At 69.6% G+C, this 21,715-nt stretch carries 22 protein-coding genes; 5 read left to right on the forward strand and 17 right to left on the reverse strand.

Going from position 1 to position 21,715, the window contains the following annotated elements; translation table 11 throughout:
• Window positions 1-39: 39 nt before the first annotated feature.
• Window positions 40-513: a CBS domain-containing protein gene (locus tag G9Q41_RS01635; RefSeq protein ID WP_092521486.1), complete on the forward strand. Its 474-nt coding sequence runs from the start codon at window positions 40-42 to the stop codon at window positions 511-513.
• A gap of 59 nt (window positions 514-572) precedes the next feature.
• On the opposite strand, the gene G9Q41_RS01640 is transcribed toward G9Q41_RS01635, so the two are convergent.
• On the reverse strand, window positions 573-1,667 hold the full coding sequence (locus tag G9Q41_RS01640; protein WP_165631515.1) for a VIT1/CCC1 family protein: 1,095 nt from the start codon (window positions 1,665-1,667) through the stop codon (window positions 573-575).
• A 206-nt stretch (window positions 1,668-1,873) separates the two neighbouring features.
• On the opposite strand from G9Q41_RS01640, the gene G9Q41_RS01645 reads away from it, so the two are divergent.
• The 3 genes from G9Q41_RS01645 (at window position 1,874) to G9Q41_RS01655 (ending at window position 5,324) form a co-directional block, all read left to right on the forward strand.
• On the forward strand, window positions 1,874-3,085 hold the full coding sequence (locus G9Q41_RS01645; protein ID WP_165631514.1) for a cobalamin-independent methionine synthase II family protein: 1,212 nt from the start codon (window positions 1,874-1,876) through the stop codon (window positions 3,083-3,085).
• Window positions 3,086-3,303: 218 nt separating this feature from the next.
• Window positions 3,304-4,257, forward strand: coding sequence for a helix-turn-helix domain-containing protein (locus tag G9Q41_RS01650; protein ID WP_242687010.1), 954 nt, complete (start codon window positions 3,304-3,306; stop codon window positions 4,255-4,257).
• A 188-nt stretch (window positions 4,258-4,445) separates the two neighbouring features.
• The gene (locus G9Q41_RS01655) at window positions 4,446-5,324 is read left to right on the forward strand and encodes an intradiol ring-cleavage dioxygenase (protein WP_165631512.1); all 879 of its coding nucleotides are present in this window, start codon (window positions 4,446-4,448) and stop codon (window positions 5,322-5,324) included.
• 91 nt (window positions 5,325-5,415) lie between these two features.
• Here G9Q41_RS01655 and G9Q41_RS01660 read toward each other — a convergent pair whose 3' ends face one another.
• From G9Q41_RS01660 to G9Q41_RS01710, 11 genes are all read right to left on the reverse strand, one after another.
• On the reverse strand, window positions 5,416-7,107 hold the full coding sequence (locus G9Q41_RS01660) for a cation acetate symporter (RefSeq protein WP_165631511.1): 1,692 nt from the start codon (window positions 7,105-7,107) through the stop codon (window positions 5,416-5,418).
• The gene (locus tag G9Q41_RS01665; protein ID WP_165631510.1) at window positions 7,104-7,454 is read right to left on the reverse strand and encodes a hypothetical protein; all 351 of its coding nucleotides are present in this window, start codon (window positions 7,452-7,454) and stop codon (window positions 7,104-7,106) included. Before G9Q41_RS01665 ends, G9Q41_RS01660 begins: the two co-directional genes overlap by 4 nt.
• Entirely contained in the window at window positions 7,451-8,242 is a 792-nt protein-coding gene (locus G9Q41_RS01670; protein WP_165631509.1) for a LytTR family DNA-binding domain-containing protein, read from the reverse strand. The genes G9Q41_RS01665 and G9Q41_RS01670 overlap by 4 nt, the downstream gene beginning before the upstream one ends.
• On the reverse strand, window positions 8,239-9,333 hold the full coding sequence (locus G9Q41_RS01675) for a histidine kinase (RefSeq protein WP_165631508.1): 1,095 nt from the start codon (window positions 9,331-9,333) through the stop codon (window positions 8,239-8,241). Before G9Q41_RS01675 ends, G9Q41_RS01670 begins: the two co-directional genes overlap by 4 nt.
• Window positions 9,334-9,496: 163 nt before the next feature.
• A complete protein-coding gene (locus G9Q41_RS01680; RefSeq protein WP_092521479.1) occupies window positions 9,497-10,615 on the reverse strand; it encodes a cytochrome P450 in 1,119 nt (372 codons plus the stop codon).
• Window positions 10,597-11,979 (reverse strand): cytochrome P450, encoded by a 1,383-nt coding sequence (locus tag G9Q41_RS01685; protein ID WP_165631507.1) that lies wholly within the window; start codon window positions 11,977-11,979, stop codon window positions 10,597-10,599. The genes G9Q41_RS01680 and G9Q41_RS01685 overlap by 19 nt, the downstream gene beginning before the upstream one ends.
• Window positions 11,976-12,581, reverse strand: coding sequence for an ATP/GTP-binding protein (locus tag G9Q41_RS01690; protein ID WP_092521477.1), 606 nt, complete (start codon window positions 12,579-12,581; stop codon window positions 11,976-11,978). Before G9Q41_RS01690 ends, G9Q41_RS01685 begins: the two co-directional genes overlap by 4 nt.
• Complete coding sequence (locus G9Q41_RS01695; RefSeq protein ID WP_092521476.1) at window positions 12,559-12,921, reverse strand: DUF742 domain-containing protein; 363 nt, start codon at window positions 12,919-12,921, stop codon at window positions 12,559-12,561. Before G9Q41_RS01695 ends, G9Q41_RS01690 begins: the two co-directional genes overlap by 23 nt.
• Window positions 12,918-13,343: a roadblock/LC7 domain-containing protein gene (locus tag G9Q41_RS01700; protein WP_092521475.1), complete on the reverse strand. Its 426-nt coding sequence runs from the start codon at window positions 13,341-13,343 to the stop codon at window positions 12,918-12,920. Before G9Q41_RS01700 ends, G9Q41_RS01695 begins: the two co-directional genes overlap by 4 nt.
• On the reverse strand, window positions 13,340-14,605 hold the full coding sequence (locus G9Q41_RS01705) for a sensor histidine kinase (protein WP_165631506.1): 1,266 nt from the start codon (window positions 14,603-14,605) through the stop codon (window positions 13,340-13,342). Before G9Q41_RS01705 ends, G9Q41_RS01700 begins: the two co-directional genes overlap by 4 nt.
• 460 nt (window positions 14,606-15,065) lie before the next feature.
• Window positions 15,066-15,527, reverse strand: a complete 462-nt coding sequence (locus G9Q41_RS01710; RefSeq protein WP_165631505.1) for an SRPBCC family protein — start codon at window positions 15,525-15,527, stop codon at window positions 15,066-15,068.
• Between the two features lie 283 nt (window positions 15,528-15,810).
• Here G9Q41_RS01710 and G9Q41_RS01715 point away from each other — a divergent pair, with 283 nt between their 5' ends.
• Window positions 15,811-17,472, forward strand: a complete 1,662-nt coding sequence (locus G9Q41_RS01715) for a BCCT family transporter (protein ID WP_347567434.1) — start codon at window positions 15,811-15,813, stop codon at window positions 17,470-17,472.
• 83 nt (window positions 17,473-17,555) lie between these two features.
• Here G9Q41_RS01715 and G9Q41_RS01720 read toward each other — a convergent pair whose 3' ends face one another.
• The 5 genes from G9Q41_RS01720 to G9Q41_RS01740 all read right to left on the reverse strand — a co-directional run bounded on the left by G9Q41_RS01720 (window position 17,556) and on the right by G9Q41_RS01740 (window position 21,633).
• On the reverse strand, window positions 17,556-18,536 hold the full coding sequence (locus G9Q41_RS01720; RefSeq protein WP_165631504.1) for an arabinan endo-1,5-alpha-L-arabinosidase: 981 nt from the start codon (window positions 18,534-18,536) through the stop codon (window positions 17,556-17,558).
• A 257-nt stretch (window positions 18,537-18,793) separates the two neighbouring features.
• Window positions 18,794-19,582 carry a VOC family protein gene (locus tag G9Q41_RS01725; protein ID WP_165631503.1) on the reverse strand — a complete coding sequence of 263 codons (789 nt, stop codon included), beginning with the start codon at window positions 19,580-19,582 and terminating at the stop codon, window positions 18,794-18,796.
• A gap of 188 nt (window positions 19,583-19,770) precedes the next feature.
• A complete protein-coding gene (locus tag G9Q41_RS22530; protein WP_207630402.1) occupies window positions 19,771-20,448 on the reverse strand; it encodes a 4a-hydroxytetrahydrobiopterin dehydratase in 678 nt (225 codons plus the stop codon).
• Between the two features lie 178 nt (window positions 20,449-20,626).
• Window positions 20,627-20,827 carry a hypothetical protein gene (locus tag G9Q41_RS01735; RefSeq protein WP_165631502.1) on the reverse strand — a complete coding sequence of 67 codons (201 nt, stop codon included), beginning with the start codon at window positions 20,825-20,827 and terminating at the stop codon, window positions 20,627-20,629.
• 65 nt (window positions 20,828-20,892) lie between these two features.
• Entirely contained in the window at window positions 20,893-21,633 is a 741-nt protein-coding gene (locus G9Q41_RS01740) for a GntR family transcriptional regulator (protein WP_347567433.1), read from the reverse strand.
• Window positions 21,634-21,715 lie beyond the last annotated feature (82 nt).

Raw genomic sequence — 21,715 nt, forward strand, 5'->3', positions numbered from 1 at the left:
CGAACACGTGAATCACGCACCCGACGAGGGAGACTGCTGATGAGCACTGCCCACAGGACCGACACCGCTCAGCAAACCGGAACAGCCCAGGGGGCCGGCACCGCCCGGGAGGTCATGCAGGCCAGCCCCGCGTGCGTCCGGACGGACGAGACCGCCGCCGACGCGGCCAGGCTGATGGCCCGCCACGGCGTGGGGGCGCTGCCCATCTGCGGCAAGGACGACAACAAGGTCAAGGGGATGGTCACCGACCGCGACCTCGTCATCAAGGTCGTGGCCGCGGGCCGGGACGCGGGAACCTTCCCGGCCGGGGACCTGAACCAGGAGGAAGCCGTCACGGTCGGGGCCGACGACTCCGTGGACGAGGCGCTGCGGCTGATGAGCGCCCACCGGATCCGGCGACTGCCCGTGATCGACCAGCAAAGGCTGGTGGGGATCATCGCCGTCGCCGACCTCGCGCTGAACCTCCCCGAGGCCCGCATGGGCGACCTGGTGGAGACCCTCTCCGAGAGCTGACCCGCCACCGAGCGCGGGGGCGGGCCCAACTCCGGGAGCTCCGCACGCGGACGAGGAGTTCAGCCCGCCCCCGACACCCCGAACAGCACCCCCAGCAGATAGGTCAACAACGCGGCGCTCGTTCCGATGGCCAACTGGCGCGCGGCACGCGGCAGCGGGTATCCCCCGGACAGCACCCCCACGGTGGAGCCGGTCCCCAGCAGGGCGAGCCCGCTCAGCGCCCCGGCCACGGCCACCGCGCTCGCCCCGTCCGCCCCCGCGAGGAACGGCAGGACCGGCAGCAGAGCACCGAGTCCGAAGGCGAGGAAGCTCGACGTGGCCGCCCCGAGCGCGCTGCCGACGACCTCCCCCTCCTGAGTGCCACCCGGCTCGGCGAGGAGAGCGGCGGTGGGAGCGCGCCGCAGCACCGCGTCGGCGCGCTGTCGCGCCTGCTCCGCCGACATCCCGCGGGCCCGGTACACCAGGGCCAGTTCGTTGGCGTCCACGTCCAGATAAGGCACCGAGCTGTGCGCCCGCTCGTCCGGCTCGGCGGCGGCGAGCAGCTCGCGCTGCGAGCTCACCGAGACGTACTCGCCTGCAGCCATGGACAGCGCGCCTGCCAGCAGCCCGGACAACCCGGCCAGCAGCACCACCCCGGTTCCGGCTCCGCCCCCGATCACGCCGAGCACGAGCGCGAAGTTGCTCACCAGACCGTCGTTGATCCCGAACACCGCGGCCCGCAGCGTTCCGGACATCCGGGCCCGTCCCCGCGCGGCCAGCCCGCGCACCACTTCCCCGTGGATGCGTTCGTCCGCGGCCATCGAGGCGGTGGCGTCCTCGGCGGAATCATAATCCGAACGGGCTTCGGCGCGCTGCACGAGAGCCAGCACGAAGATCCACCCGAACCGGCGCGCGAGAAAGGCCAGCGAACGCATGCGCAAAGTGGCCCTGCGCGGCTTTTCCGCCTCCGGGCCGAGCAGTTTTCTCCAGTGGTCGGCGTGACGCTGCTCGGCCTCGGACAGCTCCAGCAGGATCTCTCGCTCCTCCCCCTGCCTGCGGGCGGCCAGTTCGCGGTACACGGTCGATTCCGCCTGTTCATCGGCCAGCTTCTTGCGCCAGGCGCGGAGCTTGCCCCTCCGCCGGCGAGAACGTCCGGAAGAACTTCGGTCGGCCACGCTCCGAGGATCGCACCGCGCCGGAAGGCACGCCTGCGCACCGAGGTTCACTTGTGGTCCGGACCGGAAGTTCCTCGAAGACCACCACACCGCGGCACCGGCTCCTCGACGGCGAGATCGCCAGTTTGACCTGCGATGTTTGCCATTTTCGGCACTGGGGACAAGCATGCCCTCCGTACGTCAGCCGGAGGAAAGGACCAACAACCGTGCGTTCGAGCACCGACCGTATTCTGACCACCCAGGTGGGCAGCCTCCCCCGACCCGACGAACTGCTCGAGCTCAACCGGAAGTACGAGGCGGGAGACGTCGGACAGGACGAGTACCGCGCCGGAGCGGAGCAAGCCACCAACGACCTGGTCGAGAAGCAGCGCGGAATCGGCTTGGACTTCGTCGGCGACGGCGAGTTCGGCAAGTCGATGAGCCAGCAGGTCGACTACGGGGCCTGGTGGTCCTACTCCTTCCAACGCCTCGGCGGACTGGAACTGCGGGACGCCTCGCTGTTCGACATCAAACACGGCACCTCGAAATTCGGCGACATAGCGCTGAACAGTTTCGCCAACCGGCGCGACCGGGTGCGTTTCGCCGAGGCCTACTCCGATCCCACCTCGGGAGTGTTCGCGGGCAAGGGGCCGTCGAACTTCCCCGTCTGCCGGGGCCCGCTGAAGTACGTGGGCCACGAGGCGATCAACGCGGACATAGCCAGGTTCAAGAAGGCCCTGGACGCGGCCGGGCTCGAGGAGGGGTTCATGACCTCGATCGCGCCGGCCAGCTGCTCCCGCATCGGCAACGAGTACTACGACGACGAGGAGGAGTTCCTCTACGCCTGCGCCGATGCCATGCGGGAGGAGTACAAGGCCATCATCGACGCGGGGCTGATCCTGCAACTCGACGACCCGGCCATCGCGGAGAACTGGGACCAGGTCAACCCGGCCCCCTCGGTGGAGGCCTACAAGCGGTTCACCATGAGCAGGGTCGAGGCGCTGAACTACGCGATCCGGGACCTGCCCAAGGACCGCATCCGCTTCCACCTGTGCTGGGGCAGCTGGCACGGCCCCCACGTCACCGATCTGCCCATGAGCGACCTCGTCGACGTCCTGCTGTCCATCGACGTGCAGGCCTACGCCTTCGAAGCGGGCAACGCCCGCCACGAGCACGAGTGGAAGGTCTGGCGCGACGTCACTCTGCCGGACGACAAGCTGCTGCTTCCCGGGGTGGTCAGCCACGCCACCAACGTGGTCGAGCACCCGGAGCTCGTCGCCGACCGGATCGTGAACTTCGCGGAGTGCGTCGGGCGGGAGCACGTCGTCGCCTCCACCGACTGCGGCCTGGGCGGCAGGCTCCACCCGCAGATCGCGTGGGCGAAGCTCGAGTCGCTGAAGCAAGGAGCCGAGCTGGCCACCGAACGCCTGTGGTCCTGAGCGCGCGGCGGAACACGGCACGACCGCTCGAGCACCGCCCGCGCGCCCGGGTGCGCCGGTGCCCGGCGACGTTGCGGACACCTACCGGAGCGCCCACGTGCGTGGGCCCGTCGGCGTTCACCCCGGGGTGAACGCCGACGGGCCCGGTTGTCGGGCCGGGAGTGGAAAACAACATCCGATCTTGTGGAAGGCGGGGTGGACTGGGCCAGAGTATGAGCATGGACTCACCCTGCTCGAAGAAACCGCTCACCCTCTCGGAACAGGAGCGGGACGAGCTGATGCGCTGGATCCGGCTCCCCTCCACCTCGCAGGCCGTGGTGCTGCGCTGCCGCATCATCCTGGCCTGCGCCCGCGGGTGGACCAACGTCGCCGTCGCCCGCGAACTCGGGGTGTCCCCGCAGTCGGTCGGCAAGTGGCAAAAGCGCTTCTTGCGGGGGCGCCTCACCGCGCTCCGGGATCTCCCGCGCTCGGGAGCCCCGCGCTCGCTGTCCGACGACCGGGTGCAGACCGTGCTGGAGGCCGTGCTGACCGAACGCCCACCCAACGGTTCCCGCTGGACCAAGCGCTCGCTGGCGGACCGCGCCGGGGTGTCGCCCTCCTCGGTGATGCGGGTCCTGCACCGGATGGGCATCACGACCGACACGACGAGCGCGGAGCCGACCGGCCCCGGGCAGGGCGATCAGTGGGCGGCGTTGTACCTCGCCCCGCCCGAATCCATCATGGCCGTGGCGGTCGACGAAAGCGACGATCCCGAGAACGGGGCGGGCAGAGTGTTCTCCCCGGCCCCGGGTGGCGAGGACTCGGCTCTGCGCGCCGAGTTGGCGGCGCAGCTGTCCCGCCGCGGTGACTCGGACAGCGCGGGAGACCTCATCGGATTCCTGCGCAGTCTGGAGCACCGCGCCTTCGGCCCGCACGACATTCATCTGATCTGTCACGGTCACGGAACGCGCAAGATCGAGGCGATCCGCCGGTGGCAGGAACAGCACGCCGGGCTGCACCTGCACTTCACCCCGAGCAAAGAACTCTGGATCAGGCTGGTCGAACGCTACTTCACTCCACTGAGATCAGCGCGGGGAGCCGGGAGTCCGCTGTCCCTGCTGGCCGAGGCCGTTCGCGGCCGCCGCGGCGCAGACGCGCGGCGAGGCCCCCTGACCTGGTTCCACCCGGCCTGAAGCGCCACCTGGGGCGGAACACAGCCCACGTGGCCGGGCTTTCCGGCGTTCCGGGCGGAACCCGGCGCGCGGGCACCGCCGGGACGAGCCCCTCCCGGCGACTGCCGACGCCACCCGAGCGGTGACTTCGTGAAATTGTGGTCCGCCGGGCATGTACCTCTCCGCCACGTCCACCTAACTTCGCGCACATGACCGAACACCAGTCCGCGGAAAACACCGACCCGGCCTCCAACAGTTCGCCGGACCAGCACGGCACCACCCGACGCGGTGTGCTGGCCGCCTTCGGCGGACTCGGCCTCGGAACCGCCGTGGCCGGGCTCGGCGCCCCCGCCACAGCGGCGACCGGCCGAAACGACTCCGCGACGATCACGCCCTCCTGCGTGCTCGCCCCGGAGCAGATGGAAGGTCCCTACTACCTGGACTACCGCATCCTGCGCCGCGACATCACAGAGGACCGGCAGGGAATCGGGCTGCTGCTGGACATCGTCGTGGTCGACGCCACGAGCTGCCTGCCGCTGAAGGACATCGCCGTCGACGTCTGGCACTGCGACGCCTCCGGGGTGTACTCCTCCTACACCGAGTACGACGACGGGCAGCTCCCTCCGCTGGACGAGAACGGGCACGCCGAACCCACCGACGACACCACCTGGCTCCGCGGTGTCCAGCTCACCGACCACCGCGGAGTCGCAGGCTTCCGCAGCGTTGTCCCCGGCTGGTACCGCGGCAGGACCGTCCACATCCACGTGAAGACGATCACCGGCGGGCACCGGGAGGACGGCACCTGGGAGGGCGGCCACACCTCGCACACGGGCCAGTTGTACTTCCCCGCCGAGTTCAACGAGCGACTCGCCCGCACCGCCCCCTACTCGGACAACACCATTCCCCGCACCACCAACGAGCAGGACCTGCTCTACACCACGGACGATGAGGGGCCGATGACCCAGCTCGAGCTGGGCAGGACACCGCCGTGGTACCCGCGGGAAACCGTGCGGGGCACCGTGGTGCTCGGCATCGACCCCGCGGCCACACCCCCGCCCGAGGGGTTGCCGGAGTCCGGATCGCGGTGACGCACCGGGGTCGCGGTGGAGTCCTCGCGTGAAAGCGGCTCCACCGCGCCGGGCGGCGCGCACGGCTGCCGCGGCGAACCCGACCGTCCTGTCAACGCTGCCGCACCCGCCGCGCGGGCTGCTCCTCGTCCAGGTGCAACCGCAGCATCTCGGTGCTCGCCCACGAGGGAGCACGGGTGCGCAGCGAGACCAGCAGCATCGTGCCGAAGGCCAGCGGCACCGACCACGGAGCCGGTTGCGCCGTCAGCACGGCGGGCCAACCGTCCAGCGGTGGGCCGAACAGGGTGACCGCGATCCCCGCCGAGGAGCCGAGCAGTCCCACCAGGACACCGCTCACCGCCCCCTCGACAGTCAGGCGCGACCACCAGATCCCCAGCACCAGCAGCGGGCAGAACGTCGCGGCCGCGACCGTGAACGCCCACGTGACCAGGATGTTCGCCTCCAGGAACACGGCGGGCACCGACAGGAGGATCACCGCTGCCGCGGCGAGCAGCGCCGTCCCCCGCAACCTGTTCAGCCCCCCGGCCGCGAGATCGTGCGAAATGGCGCCCGACACCACCAGCAGCAATCCCAGCGAGGTGGCCAGGAACGCCGCGAACGCTCCCGAGGTCAGCAGCACGGTGAACAGCGTGCCGACCCAACCACCGTCCACCCGCGCCGGGAGCTCGACCACCGCGGTGTCCGCGGTGCCGGACAGGTACAGCTCGGGCAGCAGCACCTTGCCCAGCGCCCCGTAGATGCCCGGGAACAGGTAGAACAGGCTCAGCAGCCCCACCGTCAGCGCCGCCGTCCGACGCGCCGCCGCACCGTCCGGATTGGTGTGGAAGCGGACCAGCACGTGCGGCAGTCCCATCGTTCCGCACACGGTCGCGATCAACACCGCCCAGGTCCCGAACAGCGGGTGGCCCGCGTCGGCGACGTCCAGCAGCGGCCGCTGCCACTGCTGCCCCGCCGGCGGGGAGACGCCCACCACCCGGGGGACGGCCGCCCCCGCGGGAAAGGCCAGGCTCCGGCCCGCCTCCATGCGGTGCTCACCGGGACGCAGCAGTTCCGCGTGGCCGTCCCGCGCCCGCACCCGGACCGGTTCCTCGATCCGCAGCGTCACCCCGATCCGGAACTCCACCCGAGTCCGCTCCTCGAAGTGGGTGAACTCCACGGGGTGCACCGCCTCCTCCCGCAGCTGCGCTCCGGCGCTCACGAGCAGCCAGACGGCGGGAACGGCGAACAGGACCAGCTTCAGGCAGAACTGGAAGGCCTGCACGTAGGTGGCGGCGCGCATCCCGCCCAGAGCGAGAGCGATGCTGATCACCGCCCCGGCGATCACCACCCCCACCCAGTAGCGGGTGCCGCCGACGACGCTGAGCACCAGCCCCGCGGTGCGGAACTGGGGAACCAGGTACAGCACCGCGATGATCAGCACCACGACCGCCGTCAACCTGCGCAGCGCGGGCGAACCCAACCGCGCCTCGGCGAAGTCGGGAACCGTCAGCGCCCCCGAGCGACGCAGCGGAGCGGCCACCAGCACCAGCATCGCCACGTACCCGGCCGTGAACCCCACCGGGTACCACAGGGCCCCCACGCCGTCCTTGACCATCATCCCGGCGACCCCGAGGAACGAGGCCGCCGAGAGGTACTCCCCGGAGACCGCGGCCGAGTTCACCAGCGGCGACATCCCGCGCGAGGCCACGAGGAAGTCGGAGGTGGTGCGCATCGTGGCCATCCCGCGCAGCCCGATGAACAGGGTCAGCAGCACCACGGGGGTCACGGCGAGAAACGCCGTCATCGGCTCCTCTCCAGCGTCTCCGCCCGTCTCAGCTGCCGCAGCGCCAGCAGGCTCATCACGGGGAAGGGAACCAGCACCAGCATCACCCAGGAAAGCGGAACCCCCACCACGCGGATCTCGTCCAGCACGGGCAGCGCGTTCAACGCGAGCGGCATCCCGAACACGAGCGCGAACAGCGCCCCCAGCGTGGGCAGCCCGCGCGTGAGCTGCGCACGACGCAGCGCACGGGCCCGCTCCAGCTCGGCGGTCTCCAGTCGCGGCATCCTGCGCGGTCTGCGCGGTCCGCCCCGGTGACGGGCCTGCCGCGTCTGCGGGCTCATCACCACTGTTCGCCTGCCGCCGCTCATCGGAGTCCCCACCTCACCTGCTCCGGCTCCGTGCTGCGCGCGTACCGCAGCAACGACTCGCGCAGCTCACGCGCGTGTCGCCTGCTGACCGGGACGTCGCCGAGCTCGGTGTGCGCCACGAGCCCTCCCGTCGAGTCGCTGCGCAGCTCGCGCACCGCGTGCAGCGCCACGAGAAAGCTGCGGTGCACCCGCACGAAACCGTGCCCCTGCCAGTGCTCCTCCAGCCGGGAGATGGGCATGCGGACCACGTGGGCGCCGGAGGGGGCGTGCAGCCGCACGTAGTCCCCGTCGGCCGAGACGAACCGCACCTCGCTGCGCCGCACGTACCTGGTCCGGCCCGCCTCCTCCACCGGCACGACGGCCATCGCCCCGGACGAGTTCCCCGCCGTGCCCGCGCTCGTGGGCAGCGCGCTGGCCGCGACCATCTTGGTCACCTTGCCCAGGGCCGCGGCGAGGCGCTCCGCGCGAACCGGTTTGAGCAGGTAGTCGACCGCCCCGATGTCGTAGGCGGTGACGGCGTAGCCGTCGTAGGCCGTCACGAAAACCACCACCGGGGGCGCATCGAGCCCGGCCAGCGAGGAACCGAGCTCGACCCCGCCCAGCCCCGGCATCGAGATGTCGAGGAACACGGCGTCGAAGCGCTCGCCGCGGAGCAACCTCAACGCCTCCCGGGGATCTTCCACCCCGACCACCTCGTCCACTTCGGAGGCCTCGTTCAGCAGTCGGCGCAGCTCGTCGAGAGCGGGGCGCACGTCGTCCACGGCCAGCACCCGCAGCGTCCCGGTCATCGCGACACCACCCCCGGCTGGAACATGGGAATCCGGACGAGGACCCGCGTGCCCGCCCCCGGAGCCGTCTCGACGACCAGGCCGTACCAGGCGCCGTAGACCGCACGCAGCCTGCGGTCCACATTGCTCAAGCCGACGCTGTCCCCGGTTCCCTTCCCGGCCAGGATCTCCTCGGCCCGGCTCGGATCCATCCCCGCTCCGTCGTCCTCCACGCTGATCACCAGGTCCCCCTCGGAGGAGGCCTCCCCGGAGACCTGCACGAGACCGGTGCTCCGCGCATCACCACCGACCCCCGGCTCCACACCGTGCCGCACCGCGTTCTCCACCAGGGGCTGCAGCACCAGGTACGGCAGGGTCACCGCCAGCACGTCGGGGGCGACCCGGATCCGCACGCGCAGCCGGTCCCCCAGCACGGCGCGTTGCAGGGCCAGGTAGGTCTCCACCGCGTGGAACTCGTCGGAGACGGTGGTGTACTCCCGGTGACGGGCCAGTCCGTAGCGGATGAACTCGGCGAAGTCGAGCATGAGCTCGTGCGAGCGATCCGGGTCGGAACGGACCAGCGAGCCGATCACGGTCAGCGCGTTGTACACGAAGTGCGGCGAGATCTCGGCGCGGAGGGCGCGCAGCTCGGACCTCGCCGCCTGCTCCGCCGAGGACTCCAGGCGGGCGCGCTCCAGGGAGTCCTCGACCCAGCTCGCCGCCTGGCGAACCTCCGAGATCCGCACCCGACCGCGCACCAGCAGCACCCCGGCCAGCTCGTCCTGCGCGCGGAGGGGAAGCGCGATCAGCGGAGGACGACCACGACGGGCCTCGGTGCGCAGCACCTCACCGACCAGGCCCGTGGCCTCGTCCCCCTCCCCCAGCCTGCCGGTTCGTTCCAGAGTTCCGGTCAGATCGGCCAGGGCCACCGCCTCGGCCCCGAGCAACCTGCGGATCCCGCGCACCGCCGCCTGGGCACTCGGTCCGGTGACCCCTTCCCGCAGGTTCTCGGTGATCTTGCGCGCGATCTCGACGGCCGCCATCGGACCGGGACGTTCCCGGCCGAGTCCGGTCACCTCGGAGGCGATCGCACGGCCGGCGGGTACGGGCATGGAAACTCCCATCACTGTCGATACGGTCCGCCGGATACTAATCCGCGTTGGGTAACGACGCGAAAGGCTCTCGTTCGTCCCGCCTCCACCGACCACGACCGGCCCCCGCGTCCCCGACCGGCTTCGCGAACCGGCCGGGGATGCGGCCACGCGCGTCCCCGGCTCAGCCGCCCCGCAGCAACACCGGCAGGCTGCTGTGCCCGTTTGCGATGAATCCGCTTCCGGGGACGAGCTCCTCGGCGGAAACGGCCAGCCGCATGTCCGGGAAGCGCTCGAACAGCGCGGGCAGCGCCGTCTCGGCCTCCAAACGCGCCAGCGGAGCCCCGAGGCAGTAGTGCGCACCGTGCCCGAACGCCAGGTGATCACCGTTGTCGGTGCGGGTGATGTCGAACGAATCGGGGCGCTCGTAGCGCTGCGGGTCCCGGCAGGCGCCCGCGTAGCCCGCCAGGATCGGCTCGCCCTCGCCGATGACGACCCCGTCCTCGAGCTCGATGTCGGTCGTGGCGTAGCGCAGCGGCACGTTGGCCAGCGGAGCCTGCCACCGCAGCGACTCGGTGACCACCTGTCCCCACGAGCACGTCCCCTCGCGCACGAGCGCCAACTGGTCCCTGTGGGTGAGCAAGGCCGCCACGGCCTGATCGAGCAGATTCACCGTGGTCTCGTGCCCGGCCCCGATGAGCAGGATCAGCGTGTCCACCAGCTCCCGCTCGTCCAGCTTGCCGTCCTGCTCGTCCCTGGCGTTCAGCAGCACGCTGGTCAGGTCGTCCCCCGGATCCGCGCGCTTGTGCGCCACCAGCTCGTCGAGCAGCTCGTACAGCTCCCGCTGGGTGGTCCGCACCTGCTCCGCGGTGGCGGAGGTGTCGAAAACACCGTCGACGATGCGCCGCAGCCTCGGGCGGGCCTCGGCGGGCACTCCGAAGAGACGGCAGATCACGGATATGGGAAGCGGATAGGCGAAGCGCTCCCGCAGGTCCACGCTGCTTCCCTCCGGCGTGGACCCCAGCTCGTCGAGCAGTTCGTCGGTGATCTCGGCTACGTCGGGGTACAGGCCGGCCACCCGACGCGGGGTGAACGCGGCCGAGATCAGCGAACGCAGCCTGCGGTGCCGCTCACCGTAGGCGGTGAACATGTTGCGCACCGAGACCCAGCTGGCCAGCGCCCAGTCCTCCGGGACGTCGCCGTTGATCCAGCTGGGCCAGTGCTGCCGCGGGTCCTTGGAGACTCGGCTGTCGGCGAGCAACTCGCGTAATCGCCGGTGGCCGGTCACCGACCACGCAACCACTCCCCCAGGTAACTCAACCCGCGTCGCAGGCCCCTTCCGGCGGAGGTGCTCCGCCTCGGCGTGGACGTCGCTACCTGTCGGGTCCATCGTGTACGGGCAGGACGGGTGCTCCACTGGTCGCCGCCTCCAGACTCCGCCTCGTCGCGGTCGAGTTCGGGGACCGGCGGGAAGTGCACGGGAAGCGCGGTCAGAGCGCGGTGGAACGGTCCGGCCCTCCACTGCAGCTGCTCCACGGGCACAGCCAGGTCCATATCGGGCAACCTATCCAAAATGGTCTCGATCGCGACAGAGGCGATCAAGTGAGCCGTTCCCCGCGCCGGGCAGGTGTGCGCGCCCGCGCTCCAGGCCAGGTGCGCCCGGTTCCCGTCCCGCCGGGAGGTGTTCAGCGCGGGATCGGTGTTGGCCGCGGCGATACCGATGACCACGGGCTGGTGCGCCGGCAGGACTCTCCCCGCCAACTCGACCTCCCGCACCGGGTAGGTTATGGCGTAGTTGGCCAGCGGGGGCTGTTTCCACAGCACCTCCTCGATGGCGTCCTCGACCGGCAGTCGTCCCCCCGACAGGTCCCCGGCGAAGCGGTCGTCCGACAACCACAGCCGCAGGGCGTTGGCGATGAGGTTCTGCATCGGCTCCGCCCCGGCCCCCATGAGCACGACGAGCTGCTGGATCATCTCCTCGTGCCCGAGATCCGCCTCGTGCTCGAGCAGCCGCGTGGTCACGTCCGAGGCGGGGTGATCCCGGCGCAGCGCGATGACCTCGGAGATGCAGCTGCCCAGGTCCGCGTTGGCCTGCTCGACGTCGACACCGTCCCACAACGCCGTGATGGCCGCGACCATCCGCGTGGTGGTCTCAGGCGGACTGCCGAAGAGCCTGGTCAGCACCAGAAGCGGCAGCGTCCGCGCGTAGTCGTTGAGCAGGTCGGCGCGGCCGCTCGGCGCGAAACCGCGGATGAGTTCCTCCGCGCTCTCGGTGACGTAGCGACGCAGCGTGAAGGCATCGACCCTTTCGAGGCTGTCCGTGATGGCCCCGCGCAGTCGGTGGTGCTCGGGACCGTCCTGGAACAGCACGTTGTCCCGGTACATCATCATGGGCAGCACCGGGCTGTCCGCCGGGGCGTGCTGCTGCCAGTGGCGGGAGTCCTTGGGGAAGGTCTCCGGGTCGCGCAGCACGGACAGCGCGGTCTCGTGATCCAGCACGAGGGTGGCGGGCACCCCGGGCGCCAACTCGACCGTGGCCAGCGGTCCCTGCTCGCGCAGTCGCGCGTACACCCCGTCCGGGTCGTCCGCGAAGGCGCGGTCGTGGAGCGGGGTGGCCTGGCCTGCGGGGCATCCGGCCGCGGCGGCGCGGTCTTCGGTTTCGGTCATGCGGACTCCTGGGACTGTCCGAGGGACGGGGTGAGCAGGTACTCCACCAGCGAGATCATCGCTTGTGCCGTGGACTGCCGGTCGCGAGCGTCACAGCGCACCAGCGGCACTCCCGGCAGGAGGTCGAAAGCCTCGCGCAGCTCCTCGTGCGGCGGCATCTCGACGTTGCTGAAATCGTTGATCGCGACGGCGTAGGGCAGCCCGCGGTCCTCGAGCACGCTCATGACGTCGAACGACTCCTCGATCCGGGCGACGTCGGCCAGCACGAGCGCCCCCAGCGCACCGTGCGCGAGGTCCTCCCACAGCGAGAGGAAACGGCGCTGGCCCGGTGTGCCGAACATGTAGAGCACGACCCGGTCGCTGAGGGTGCGCCGGCCGAAGTCCAGGGCCACCGTCGTGGTCGTCTTCTCCGTGTTCCCGCGCGGGTCGTCGGCCACCGCGCCGGTTCGCGTCATGGTCTCCTCCGTGTGCAGCGGAGGAATTTCCGACAACGTACCGACGAAGGTGCTCTTCCCCACCGCGAAAGGCCCGAGCACCAGAACCTTGACGGCGGTGCTGACGCTGTCGGGCAGGTACACCTCACCGGAGGGCTCTGAGCCCATCAAGCACCTCCTGCAGTATTTCCCGATCGGGGCCGTGCCGATCCCACTCGGTGGACATCGTGGACAAACAACCCCGTTCGACCAGATCGGACACGATCACTCTGGTCACGCTGGCCGGAAGTTCGAGGTGAGCAGCGATCTCGGCTATCGACAGCGCCCCTCCGGAGCACAGCTGGACGACGCGCCCGTGCTCCGGCCCCAGTTCCGCGTGGTCGATGTCCCGTTCCGCACGCACCAGCGCGGTGAGATCGAGATCCCGCCCGCTCGGATGGGCTCGTCCTCCGGTGATCAAGTAGGGCCGCACCAAGGCTTCCCGGTCCCGTCGCCGGGGTGGGCTCATGATCGGTCACTGTCCCCGGAACGGGGCAACGTGCCCAGTTCGGCCCCCAGTTTCTGCACCACGGCGTGAAAACGCTGCGTGGCAGGCCCCATGTCGACCTTCTTCGTCGTGGAAACCCCCATGTAGGCGTGGGCACCGGCCGCGATGAGGAAGATGTAGCCGGTGTTGAGCTCGATCAGGGTCTGATTCCAGGTCGGCTCCTCGGCCGATCTCTCGGAGCAGAACTCGGCCGAAGCCGCCGAAGCGCCCCGCAACGAGGCCAGGCAGGCCGCGAACCGGTCCGCATCGGACTCGTCGATGTCGCCGGTGGCCGTGATGACCAGTCCGTCCCTGGCCAGCACCACGGCGCTGCGCACCTCGGGCAGCAGCACGTCGTCGAGCATCCAGCGCAGCTCGGGCCGTCGAACGGTGTTCGTGTTCATGCGTGGCTGTCCTCCCCCTCGTTCTCGTCCGCGGCCGCGGCGCCGGTGGCCTGGGTGGCCTGCTGCCAGGCGGCCAGTCCCGTCGCGCTGTCGGAGCTCTCCGGAGCGGCCGCGGGCGCCTGCTTGGCCGTGGTTTCGCGGTTCCGCCGACTGCGCTTCGGCAGTCCGCTCGAGGTCGTGCTCTCCTCGACCTCGCCGGTGGCGACGGCGGGCTCCTCGGTCCGCTGCTCCCGCTCGACGTGGGTCAACGACTCGTTGGGCACGAACACGACCGCGCGGACTCCCCCGAACCTCGGGGGCGCGTCCACCGAAACCCGCAGCCCGTAGCGCGCGGCCAGCAAACCGACCACGGCGAAGCCGACGCGGGGAGGATCTCCGATCTCGTCCAGCGCGACGTGCTCGTTGGACAGCAGCCGCTCGGCGCGGCGCTGCTCCTCGAGCGGCATGCCGACACCGGCGTCGTCGATGGTGATGGCCACGCCGTTGTGCGCGGGCTGCACGCCCACGGCCACCTGGGCGTAGGGCGGCGAGTACCGGGCGGCGTTGTCCAGCAGTTCGGCGATCACCAGCACCAGGGGCTCCACCACACGGGTGATCACCCCGAGCTCCTCCGCGGAGCCTGCCGCCGCCTCCGGGTAGTGCGGGTTCACCGTGATCCGCTGGTAATCCCTGATCTGCGACTGCGCCCCGCGCAGGATCTCCTGGATCGGGGTGGCCGAGCGCTGCTGCCCGATCCACGCACCGAACAGCACGGCGAACCCGCGCAGCCTCCTGCTGAGCTGGGAGCCTGCGTGATCGATCGTGTAGAGGTCGGCGAGCACGTTCGCGTCGTCGTGCCGGTGCTGCATCTCCGAGATCGCCATGTGCTGCTCGGCGGCCAGCCCGCGCACCGTGTCCAGCACCCCGGTCAGCGTCCGGCGCGAAGCCTGCTCGACGTGCTCACGCGTGAGCCGCACGACCTCCTCGATACCGTCCACCAGCGATTCCACCGATTCGGCGGCGCCGTGTTCGCTCTCGTCGCCGAGCGGGCCGGGAACCTCGGTGTGCGTCCCCCCGTTCAGGGATTCGGCGAGTGCTGGTAAACGCTTGGTGCGCAGATGTTCGAGTTCGGCCTCGTACTCACCGAGCTGTTTGGTCAGCTCGGCGATCCGGTTCCGCTGCCGCACCACGGTGGCCGCTCCGACGACCGCCAGAGCGGTCAAACCCGCCATTCCGGCCGAACGGATCACCAGAGCGGGACCGGAACGGAGACTCGAATTCATTGAGTGTTGTTTTGTCATGCGTCCCTCGTGAACGAACGTGCGGGAGGCACCATGCGCCATGGCAACCACGAAGGCGACACCGCCGTCCGGAGTCCGCACCCGTCCCGCGACCCGAGGTCCACGGTGGACTCGCCCGGCACGACTTCGGTTCGGCGAGGTGGTCGCGGGCAAGATCGTACGCACTCCGCGGAGGAGGGCCGCGCGGTGCCCGACGACGAACGGTTCCGCACGCCTACTACGGTGCGCACGGGGAGGTGTCCCGGCGCGGAATCCGACCGGGGGTCCGTTTCCCCGCCTTTCCCCACTTTCGGATCGACGAACCGACGAGGAGGACGAAGCGGTACTTCACGAGATTCCGCCGAAAGAGGGAATCTTTCCACGCACCCGTGGTTGAACAGCCTTCACGGGAGTCGCCGCCCGCCGAGTTCCACCTCCGACGGGCCGACGACCCACGCGCCGCTCACCCCTGTTCGACGAGCTCGCGCAGCGACCGCAGCGTCCGCTCGATGTTGCGCTGATTCGCCGCGCCGCGGTCGCTCTCCCCCGTGGTTTCCACGCTGACCGGGGTGTACCACTGCGGACGCCGGTCCCAGGTGCTCTCGATCACGACACAACCGGAATCGGTGGGGTGCATCTCGTACTGCCAGTGCGAGACGGGGACCTCACCGTCGTCGACGTCGAAGGCGAAGCACTTTCCCCGCTCCGCCGAGCGCACCGTGGCCACCGTCGACCACGACCGGGCACCGTTCCGGTTGTGACCCCGGAACCTGACCCCGGGGGCCACCGGACTCTCGTCCAGCCAGACGCAGCTTTCCAGCTCCTCCGAGACGGCGGCGAGCGTGTCGAGATCAGTTACTGCCCGGTAGGCCTCCTCGCTCGAGACCGCCAGTTCGGTCCGCGCGCTCGCGGTCGGTTCCACCATGTCGCACCTTCCTCGCCGATCGCAACTGCCCAGCACGCTAACCGCTGCTCACGACGCGGGCGAAGACCACCGGGGGCGACGCGGGCAACCGCCCCGGAACCCGCACAGGTCCCACCCGCAACCCAACCGATACAGCACACCGTCGGGGGACATAGCAGCCCCCGCACTGCCCGCTGTCCTGCGTAGAACGGCGCGATGCAGGAAGATGGTGCTCCGGATGCCGAGTACCCTCGGATTCTTCGCCACAAGCGTGCCCCGCGACGCTCGGGGATGGTGATCCACAGTGATTCGAGACTACATCAGGACGCACACAAATCCCCCGGTGTTCGTCATCTCGGGGATCATAGCGGTGGCCTTCGTTCTGTGGGGGGTGCTGGCTCCGTCCAATGTCGCGAGGGTGGCCGGGGCCGTCAACAGCTTCATCACCACGAACTTCGGCTGGTTCTACATCCTGTCGGCCACCTTCTTCCTCATCTTCGTCGTGGTGATCATGCTGAGTCGCTTCGGCGTACTCCGCATGGGGCCGCCCGATTCGAGGCCCGAGTACGGCAAGCTGGCCTGGTTCGCCATGCTGTTCACCGCCGGAATGGGCATCGGCCTGGTCTTCTTCGCAGTGAGCGAACCGATTTCGCACTACCTCGAACCCCCCACCGGGCCGGGAGGTACCGCGGAAGCCGTTCCCGAGGCGATGAATCTCACGCTCTTCCACTGGGGACTTCACCCGTGGGCGATCTACATCGTGCTCGGACTCTCGCTCGGATACTTCGCGTTCCGCAAGGGACTGCCGCTGCGTCCGGCCGCCGCGTTCTACCCGTTGATCGGCAACCGCATATACGGTTGGATCGGCCACGCGGTCGACATCCTCGCGGTGTTCGGCACCCTGTTCGGGCTGGGCACCTCGCTGGGCATCGGCGGTCAGCAGGTCGGGGCGGGCCTGCAGACCCTGTTCGGGATCGACAACACGGCCGGGCTGCAGGTGATCCTGATCCTGGCCATCACGGCGATCGCCGTGGTCTCGGTGCTGCTGGGCATCGACAAGGGGATCCGCAACCTGTCCCTGATCAACCTCTGGCTCGCCTTCGCCCTGATGGTGTTCGTCTTCGTGGCCGCGTCCTCGCGGGACATCGTCAACGCGCTGGCCACGAACATCGGGACCTACCTGCAGAACCTGCCGCTGACGAGCTTCGAGACCTACCCCAACGACCCGGACGCGCGGGAGTGGCAGAGCGGCTGGACCCTGTTCTACTGGGGCTGGTGGATCTCCTGGTCCCCGTTCGTCGGCATGTTCCTCGCCCGGATCTCCTACGGCCGCACCATCCGGCAGTTCATCGGAGGAGCGCTGTTCGCCCCCGTCGGCGCCTCCATCGTGTGGCTGACCGTCTTCGGCGACGCAGCGCTGCAGCGGCTCCGGGCCAACCCGGCCAACCCGCTCGCCGAGGCCAGCTCCGACACGGCGATGTTCGTGCTGTTCGAGCAGCTTCCCGTGCTCGGGATCATCACCACGATCGCCTCAGTGGTGGCGATCATAGTGGTGGTGCTGTTCTTCGCCACGTCCTCGGACTCCGGCTCGCTGGTGGTCGACATACTCACCAACGGTGGCGATCCCCACCCGCGGTGGCAGCAACGGCTGTTCTGGGCCGTCCTGGAAGGCGTGATCGCCGCGGTGCTGCTCGCGGCCGGCGCGGTCAGTGGCACGGACGCGTTGAGCGCGTTGCAGACCGCCTCGATCGTGGCGGGGCTGCCGTTCTGCGTCGTGCTGCTGCTGATGTGCATCGGGCTGAGCAAGGGGCTCAGCGATGAACGGCCCATGGTGGCCCGCCCCGAGGAACCCAGCCCGCTGGTGGGACTGCGGGAGGCCACGGTCCGGCACTCGGTCCGCCAGCGCGCCCAGGAGGACGAGCGGGGAGAGTCGAGCACCGGGAGGCAGAAGCCCTCGGACCGATGATCCGCGCCGTCCCCGCTCCCGGACGACGCTCCGGGCCGTTGCCCGCGGACAACGGCCCGGAGACGCCCCGGAGAGCGAGTGCGTCACACCACGCTGGGCCAGCCCTGCGCGTCCCACTCCAGAGCGTTGATGCCCAGCCTGGTGGCTCCCTGCTGGTTGGCGTCGTAGTAGTGGTAGACGAGCAGGTCGTCGGAACCGTCCTCGAGCACGCTCTGCCCGCCCGGACCGATCACGTTGTCGTGACTGCCCAGGATCTCGGTACCACCGTTGCTCAGCATCGGCGTACCCGAGCGGTCCGTGTACGGGCCCGTCGGGCTGGTGGCCCGCCCCACCATCACCCGGTACGTGCTGTCGGTCCCCTCGCAGCACTGGCCGAAGGAGACGAACAGGTAGTAGTAGTCGCCGTGCCGGACGATCTCCGGGGCCTCGACGGCGTGCGATCCGGCGGGTCCGTTGGCCAGGTGGTGCAGCGTATCGTCCGAACCGCGGAGCTTACCGGTGTCGGGGTCCAGCCTGATCATGCGGATCCCGCTCCAGAAGGAGCCGAACGACAGCCACCACCGTCCCGAATCGTCGACCAGCAGGCTGGGATCGATGGCGTTGTGGTCGTCCCCGCTGTCGGTGGAGTACACGATCCCCTGGTCCTGCCAGGTGCCCGGATCACCGGAGGGGCTGGTGGCCAGCCCGATCGCGGAGTGGTTCGAACCGAACGAGGACGCCGAGTAGTACATCCAGTATCTGCCCGCGTGGTGGGAGACGTCCGGCGCCCAGACGTCCCCGGAGGAATTGTAGTCGTACACCCAGTCGGGAACGGTGTCGAAGGCGGAACCGTTCCGTTCGAAGTGGACTCGGTCGGTCGAGGTGCGCGTCTCGATCCCCCCGTGCGTGGAGGTGAGCAGGTAGTCGGATCCCCTGCTCACCATGGAGGGATCGTGCGCGGCCAGATCTCCCGTCACACGCCCCGGCATCGGGTAGTCGGCGGCGCTGGCGGCCGGAACCGCCCAACTCATCGACATCAGCACGGCTCCGAGCACTCCCAGCGTTCGAGCCGGACGTCCACGCATGGAACAACACCTCCACCGAAATCGGAAAGCACGGTGAGCCCCCGTACCGGCCCACCGCCGAACAAGATGTTCGACATTTCGAAAGAGGTTCGAAATGCTTCGAAAGAGAAAGGTAGAAGTGAAGTTACCGAAGTTCAACGCGTTGCTGATCGTTGACGCCGGACATCGGAGCACTACTCACCAAAACGAGTGGACTCGGTACCCCTGTTCGGAGGACCGAGTCCCACGGGGACGACCGCCCCGCGCCACCGAGGAGGTCACTCGGCCGCAGACTCCAGCACGACGAAATCGCTCCGGGTGAGATCCAGGCAGACGGCCATCCGCCCCACGCCCGCCGCGTTCTCCGGCCCCATCTGCACACTGCCCCCGCTCGAGACGACCCGCGACATGGTCGCGTCGCAGTCCTGCACCGCGAACACCGGGTGCCAGTAGGGCAGCCCACTGGTCAGCGTGAGATGCTCCGGAGCGAGCTGCATCATCCCCCCGATCATGCGCTCCTGGGAGCCCCCGCTCGGGGTGATCAGCGAATAGGTGCTCGACCCGCTGGGCAGGGGCATGTCCTCCATCTGCCAGCCGAACAGGTTGACGTAGAACTCCTTGGCCGCGGCCACGTGGGTCGTGTAGAGCTCGATCCAGTTCAACGCTCCGGGCTCGTCCGTCTTCTCCACTCCCTGGAACCCCTTCGGCTGCCACACGGCGAACTGGGCCCCCAGCGGATCGCTGAACTGGGCCATCCGGGCCTGATCGTCCTCGAACGGTTCACGACGCACGGTCCCACCCAGCTGGCGGACGGTTTGGCTCGTCTCGTCGACGTCGTCGGTCCTGAAGTAGATCATCCACGCCGAACGGGCGTCCTCCTCGGTGAGGCTGCCGATCCCGGCGACCTTCCTGCCCCCGAGCCGGAAGTAACCGTACTCCCCCTGGTCATCCAACTGTTCGTACTCCCAGTCGAACACCGAGCGGTAGAACTCGACGGCCGCTGACACGTCCGCGGCGGCGATGTCGATCCAGCACGGGGAACCGACGACGAAATCAGTGGTGATCATGCCCTTCCCTTCCGGAACGAGTCGTGGCAGCCCTCCGCCGGGGCCCGCGGAAGGACCACCGGGTGAGAGATCCCGCTGGAGCACACCCGAACCGGACGGCGAAGCACTGCCGGGCATCCGTGTGAATGCCTCGTCAGCACACCTTGGCACTTACTCCCGACCTTCGCCTGCCGATCGACACCGCGGTGTCAGCCTCCGGACGAGACCTGTGCGACCGCCTCATCGATGCGACGAGCCAGTTCCAGGTCCAGTTCGGTCACCGCGTCGACCGAGCGTGTGCGCACCGAGAAGGTCAGATCGTCGTTGCTCCCCCGATCCACCTTGGCGTGGTAGCTCAACTCCTGTTGAACGGTTTCCACGCGGCGCAGCAGCGGCGGCCACCTGTCGCTGGGAAGCACGACCGTGCGCGTGATTCGCCCGGTGTCCCCCGACCAGTCGTCCAACTGCGCCAGCGCCCGCTCCAGCTCGTCCGAATCGAGCGGTCTGGGACGGTCCTCGGCAGCGGCCGTCCCCCGCTGCGGTGGAGGCCCCCCTCCTGGAGCGGCGAACAACGCCGTGATCTCAGCGGGCAGCTGGTCGCTCAGCGACTCGCCCAGTTCGGAGTCCTGCCTGGTCAGTTCGGAAAGAACCGCCATGACCAGGTAGCGCGCGTGCTCGACCGGACGTCCGGTCCGTGCTGCGACGTCCTCGAGGAAGGTGTCCGCCTCCCCGGTGCCGTCCCGCTCCCCCCAGCGCACCGATTCCCGGATCTTGCCGGAAAGTCGTTCGGCCAGCAGCTCGCGCTCCCGGTCGTCCACGCGCTCGGCCACGGCCTCGACGACGTGGACGGTGCCCGCGCGCCTCCTCCGCGGTATCCAGCTCCCCACGAGCCATCACCTCGTCCACGAACTCCTGGTAGCGCGCCACCATGGCCGGACCCCCTTCCGTGGTGCGTGACGACGACGCACCCCGCGTCGTCCCCGCGAACGCCTTCGAGCACTGCCCGCCGAGGGTGTCTCACCGGAGAGGCTCACCCGAGCGGCGAAGCGGCGAAAACGTGCCCGTTCACTGCCTCTCCCGCAGCTGACGCATGTGGTCCTCGCTGCATGCGGTGAGCACGTCCCCCGGAGCGGACTCCGCAGAACCCCCCACCCGTTCGTAACGGGCGTTGTCCCGGTCCACCGACAGGCCGCACAGGTCGCACACCTCGACCGCGTCCCCGCTGTCCCGCGTGTTCCCACTGCTGCTGTCCCGCGTGGAATCCATACGCCGAGTATGCCCCCGACGAAGGAGCACGTCCTGCTGGAAGGTCCGGCACCCGCGTCCCGCGCTCAGCGGGACTGCAGCAACGGCACCGCCGGAGCACCGCTCGGGAACACGTACTTGCCGACGAGCAGCGGGGTGCTCTCCGCGCTGACCAGCTGGGTGACCAGCACCACCGGAGTGTCCGCCGGACGTTCGAAGACCTCCCCGCGCTGCTTTCCGAGCACGGTGGCCGTCATCCCGCTCGAACCGCGCAGCGACAGGTCGTACCCGCGTTCGCTCAGCACTGCCAGCATGGTCCGCCCGCGTCCGGCGGCCGTTGCCAACGCCGCCGGCAGCTCCGCGTGGACGCGAGTGAGGGGCTCGTCCGGCAGGGCCCACTCCTGAACCAGGCATCCCGGCCAGTCGTCCACGTCGACGACGCTCTCCCAGAACCCGACCTCGCTGTTGGCGGGCACGGGCAGGTGCTGCAGCACGAAATCGGTCGGTTCCTCGCGGGAGCGGGTGAGCGCCCGCACCCGCGTCCGCCCCGGGAACAGGTCCTCCACCGGGAGCAGGCGTTCGAACCCCCTGCGGGGGGTGCCGGTGCTCACCGTCCGGCCGACTCCGCGGCGCACCGTGATGACCCCGTCCTCCTGCAGCAGGATCAGCGCCTCCCGCAGCGCGGGGCGCCCCACCCCCAGCTCGGCGGCGAGCACGGGTTCGGAGGGCAGCGTCGATCCGGGTGGGTACTGCCCGGACCGGATGCCCTCGACGATGCGCTCGTAGAGATCCACCGACGGTCTGCGTCGCGTTCGGTTCTCCGGCACCCCGCACCTCGCTCGCACTCGTTGTCAGACAAGTTATCCACGGTGGACCGCGCCGTCAAACCGCTCCGCACCCGAGCGGAGT

It is taken from the genome of Actinopolyspora sp. BKK2 (assembly GCF_011291845.1).
Lineage (GTDB): Bacteria > Actinomycetota > Actinomycetes > Mycobacteriales > Pseudonocardiaceae > Actinopolyspora > Actinopolyspora saharensis.

Excerpts from the sequence above, each read along its gene's own strand:
- G9Q41_RS01710 (WP_165631505.1), bottom strand. The coding sequence starts at position 15,527 with ATGGTGGAACCGACCGCGAGCGCGCGGACCGAACTGGCGGTCTCGAGC.
- G9Q41_RS01635 (WP_092521486.1), top strand. The coding sequence starts at position 40 with ATGAGCACTGCCCACAGGACCGACACCGCTCAGCAAACCGGAACAGCC.
- G9Q41_RS01670 (WP_165631509.1), bottom strand. The coding sequence starts at position 8,242 with ATGACCGGGACGCTGCGGGTGCTGGCCGTGGACGACGTGCGCCCCGCT.
- G9Q41_RS01705 (WP_165631506.1), bottom strand. The coding sequence starts at position 14,605 with ATGAATTCGAGTCTCCGTTCCGGTCCCGCTCTGGTGATCCGTTCGGCC.
- G9Q41_RS01660 (WP_165631511.1), bottom strand. The coding sequence starts at position 7,107 with ATGACGGCGTTTCTCGCCGTGACCCCCGTGGTGCTGCTGACCCTGTTC.
- G9Q41_RS01685 (WP_165631507.1), bottom strand. The coding sequence starts at position 11,979 with ATGACCGAAACCGAAGACCGCGCCGCCGCGGCCGGATGCCCCGCAGGC.
- G9Q41_RS01720 (WP_165631504.1), bottom strand. The coding sequence starts at position 18,536 with ATGCGTGGACGTCCGGCTCGAACGCTGGGAGTGCTCGGAGCCGTGCTG.
- G9Q41_RS01675 (WP_165631508.1), bottom strand. The coding sequence starts at position 9,333 with ATGCCCGTACCCGCCGGCCGTGCGATCGCCTCCGAGGTGACCGGACTC.
- G9Q41_RS01665 (WP_165631510.1), bottom strand. The coding sequence starts at position 7,454 with ATGAGCGGCGGCAGGCGAACAGTGGTGATGAGCCCGCAGACGCGGCAG.
- G9Q41_RS01655 (WP_165631512.1), top strand. The coding sequence starts at position 4,446 with ATGACCGAACACCAGTCCGCGGAAAACACCGACCCGGCCTCCAACAGT.
- G9Q41_RS01695 (WP_092521476.1), bottom strand. The coding sequence starts at position 12,921 with ATGAGCCCACCCCGGCGACGGGACCGGGAAGCCTTGGTGCGGCCCTAC.
- G9Q41_RS01700 (WP_092521475.1), bottom strand. The coding sequence starts at position 13,343 with ATGAACACGAACACCGTTCGACGGCCCGAGCTGCGCTGGATGCTCGAC.
- G9Q41_RS01650 (WP_242687010.1), top strand. The coding sequence starts at position 3,304 with ATGGACTCACCCTGCTCGAAGAAACCGCTCACCCTCTCGGAACAGGAG.
- G9Q41_RS01735 (WP_165631502.1), bottom strand. The coding sequence starts at position 20,827 with ATGGATTCCACGCGGGACAGCAGCAGTGGGAACACGCGGGACAGCGGG.
- G9Q41_RS01725 (WP_165631503.1), bottom strand. The coding sequence starts at position 19,582 with ATGATCACCACTGATTTCGTCGTCGGTTCCCCGTGCTGGATCGACATC.
- G9Q41_RS01690 (WP_092521477.1), bottom strand. The coding sequence starts at position 12,581 with ATGGGCTCAGAGCCCTCCGGTGAGGTGTACCTGCCCGACAGCGTCAGC.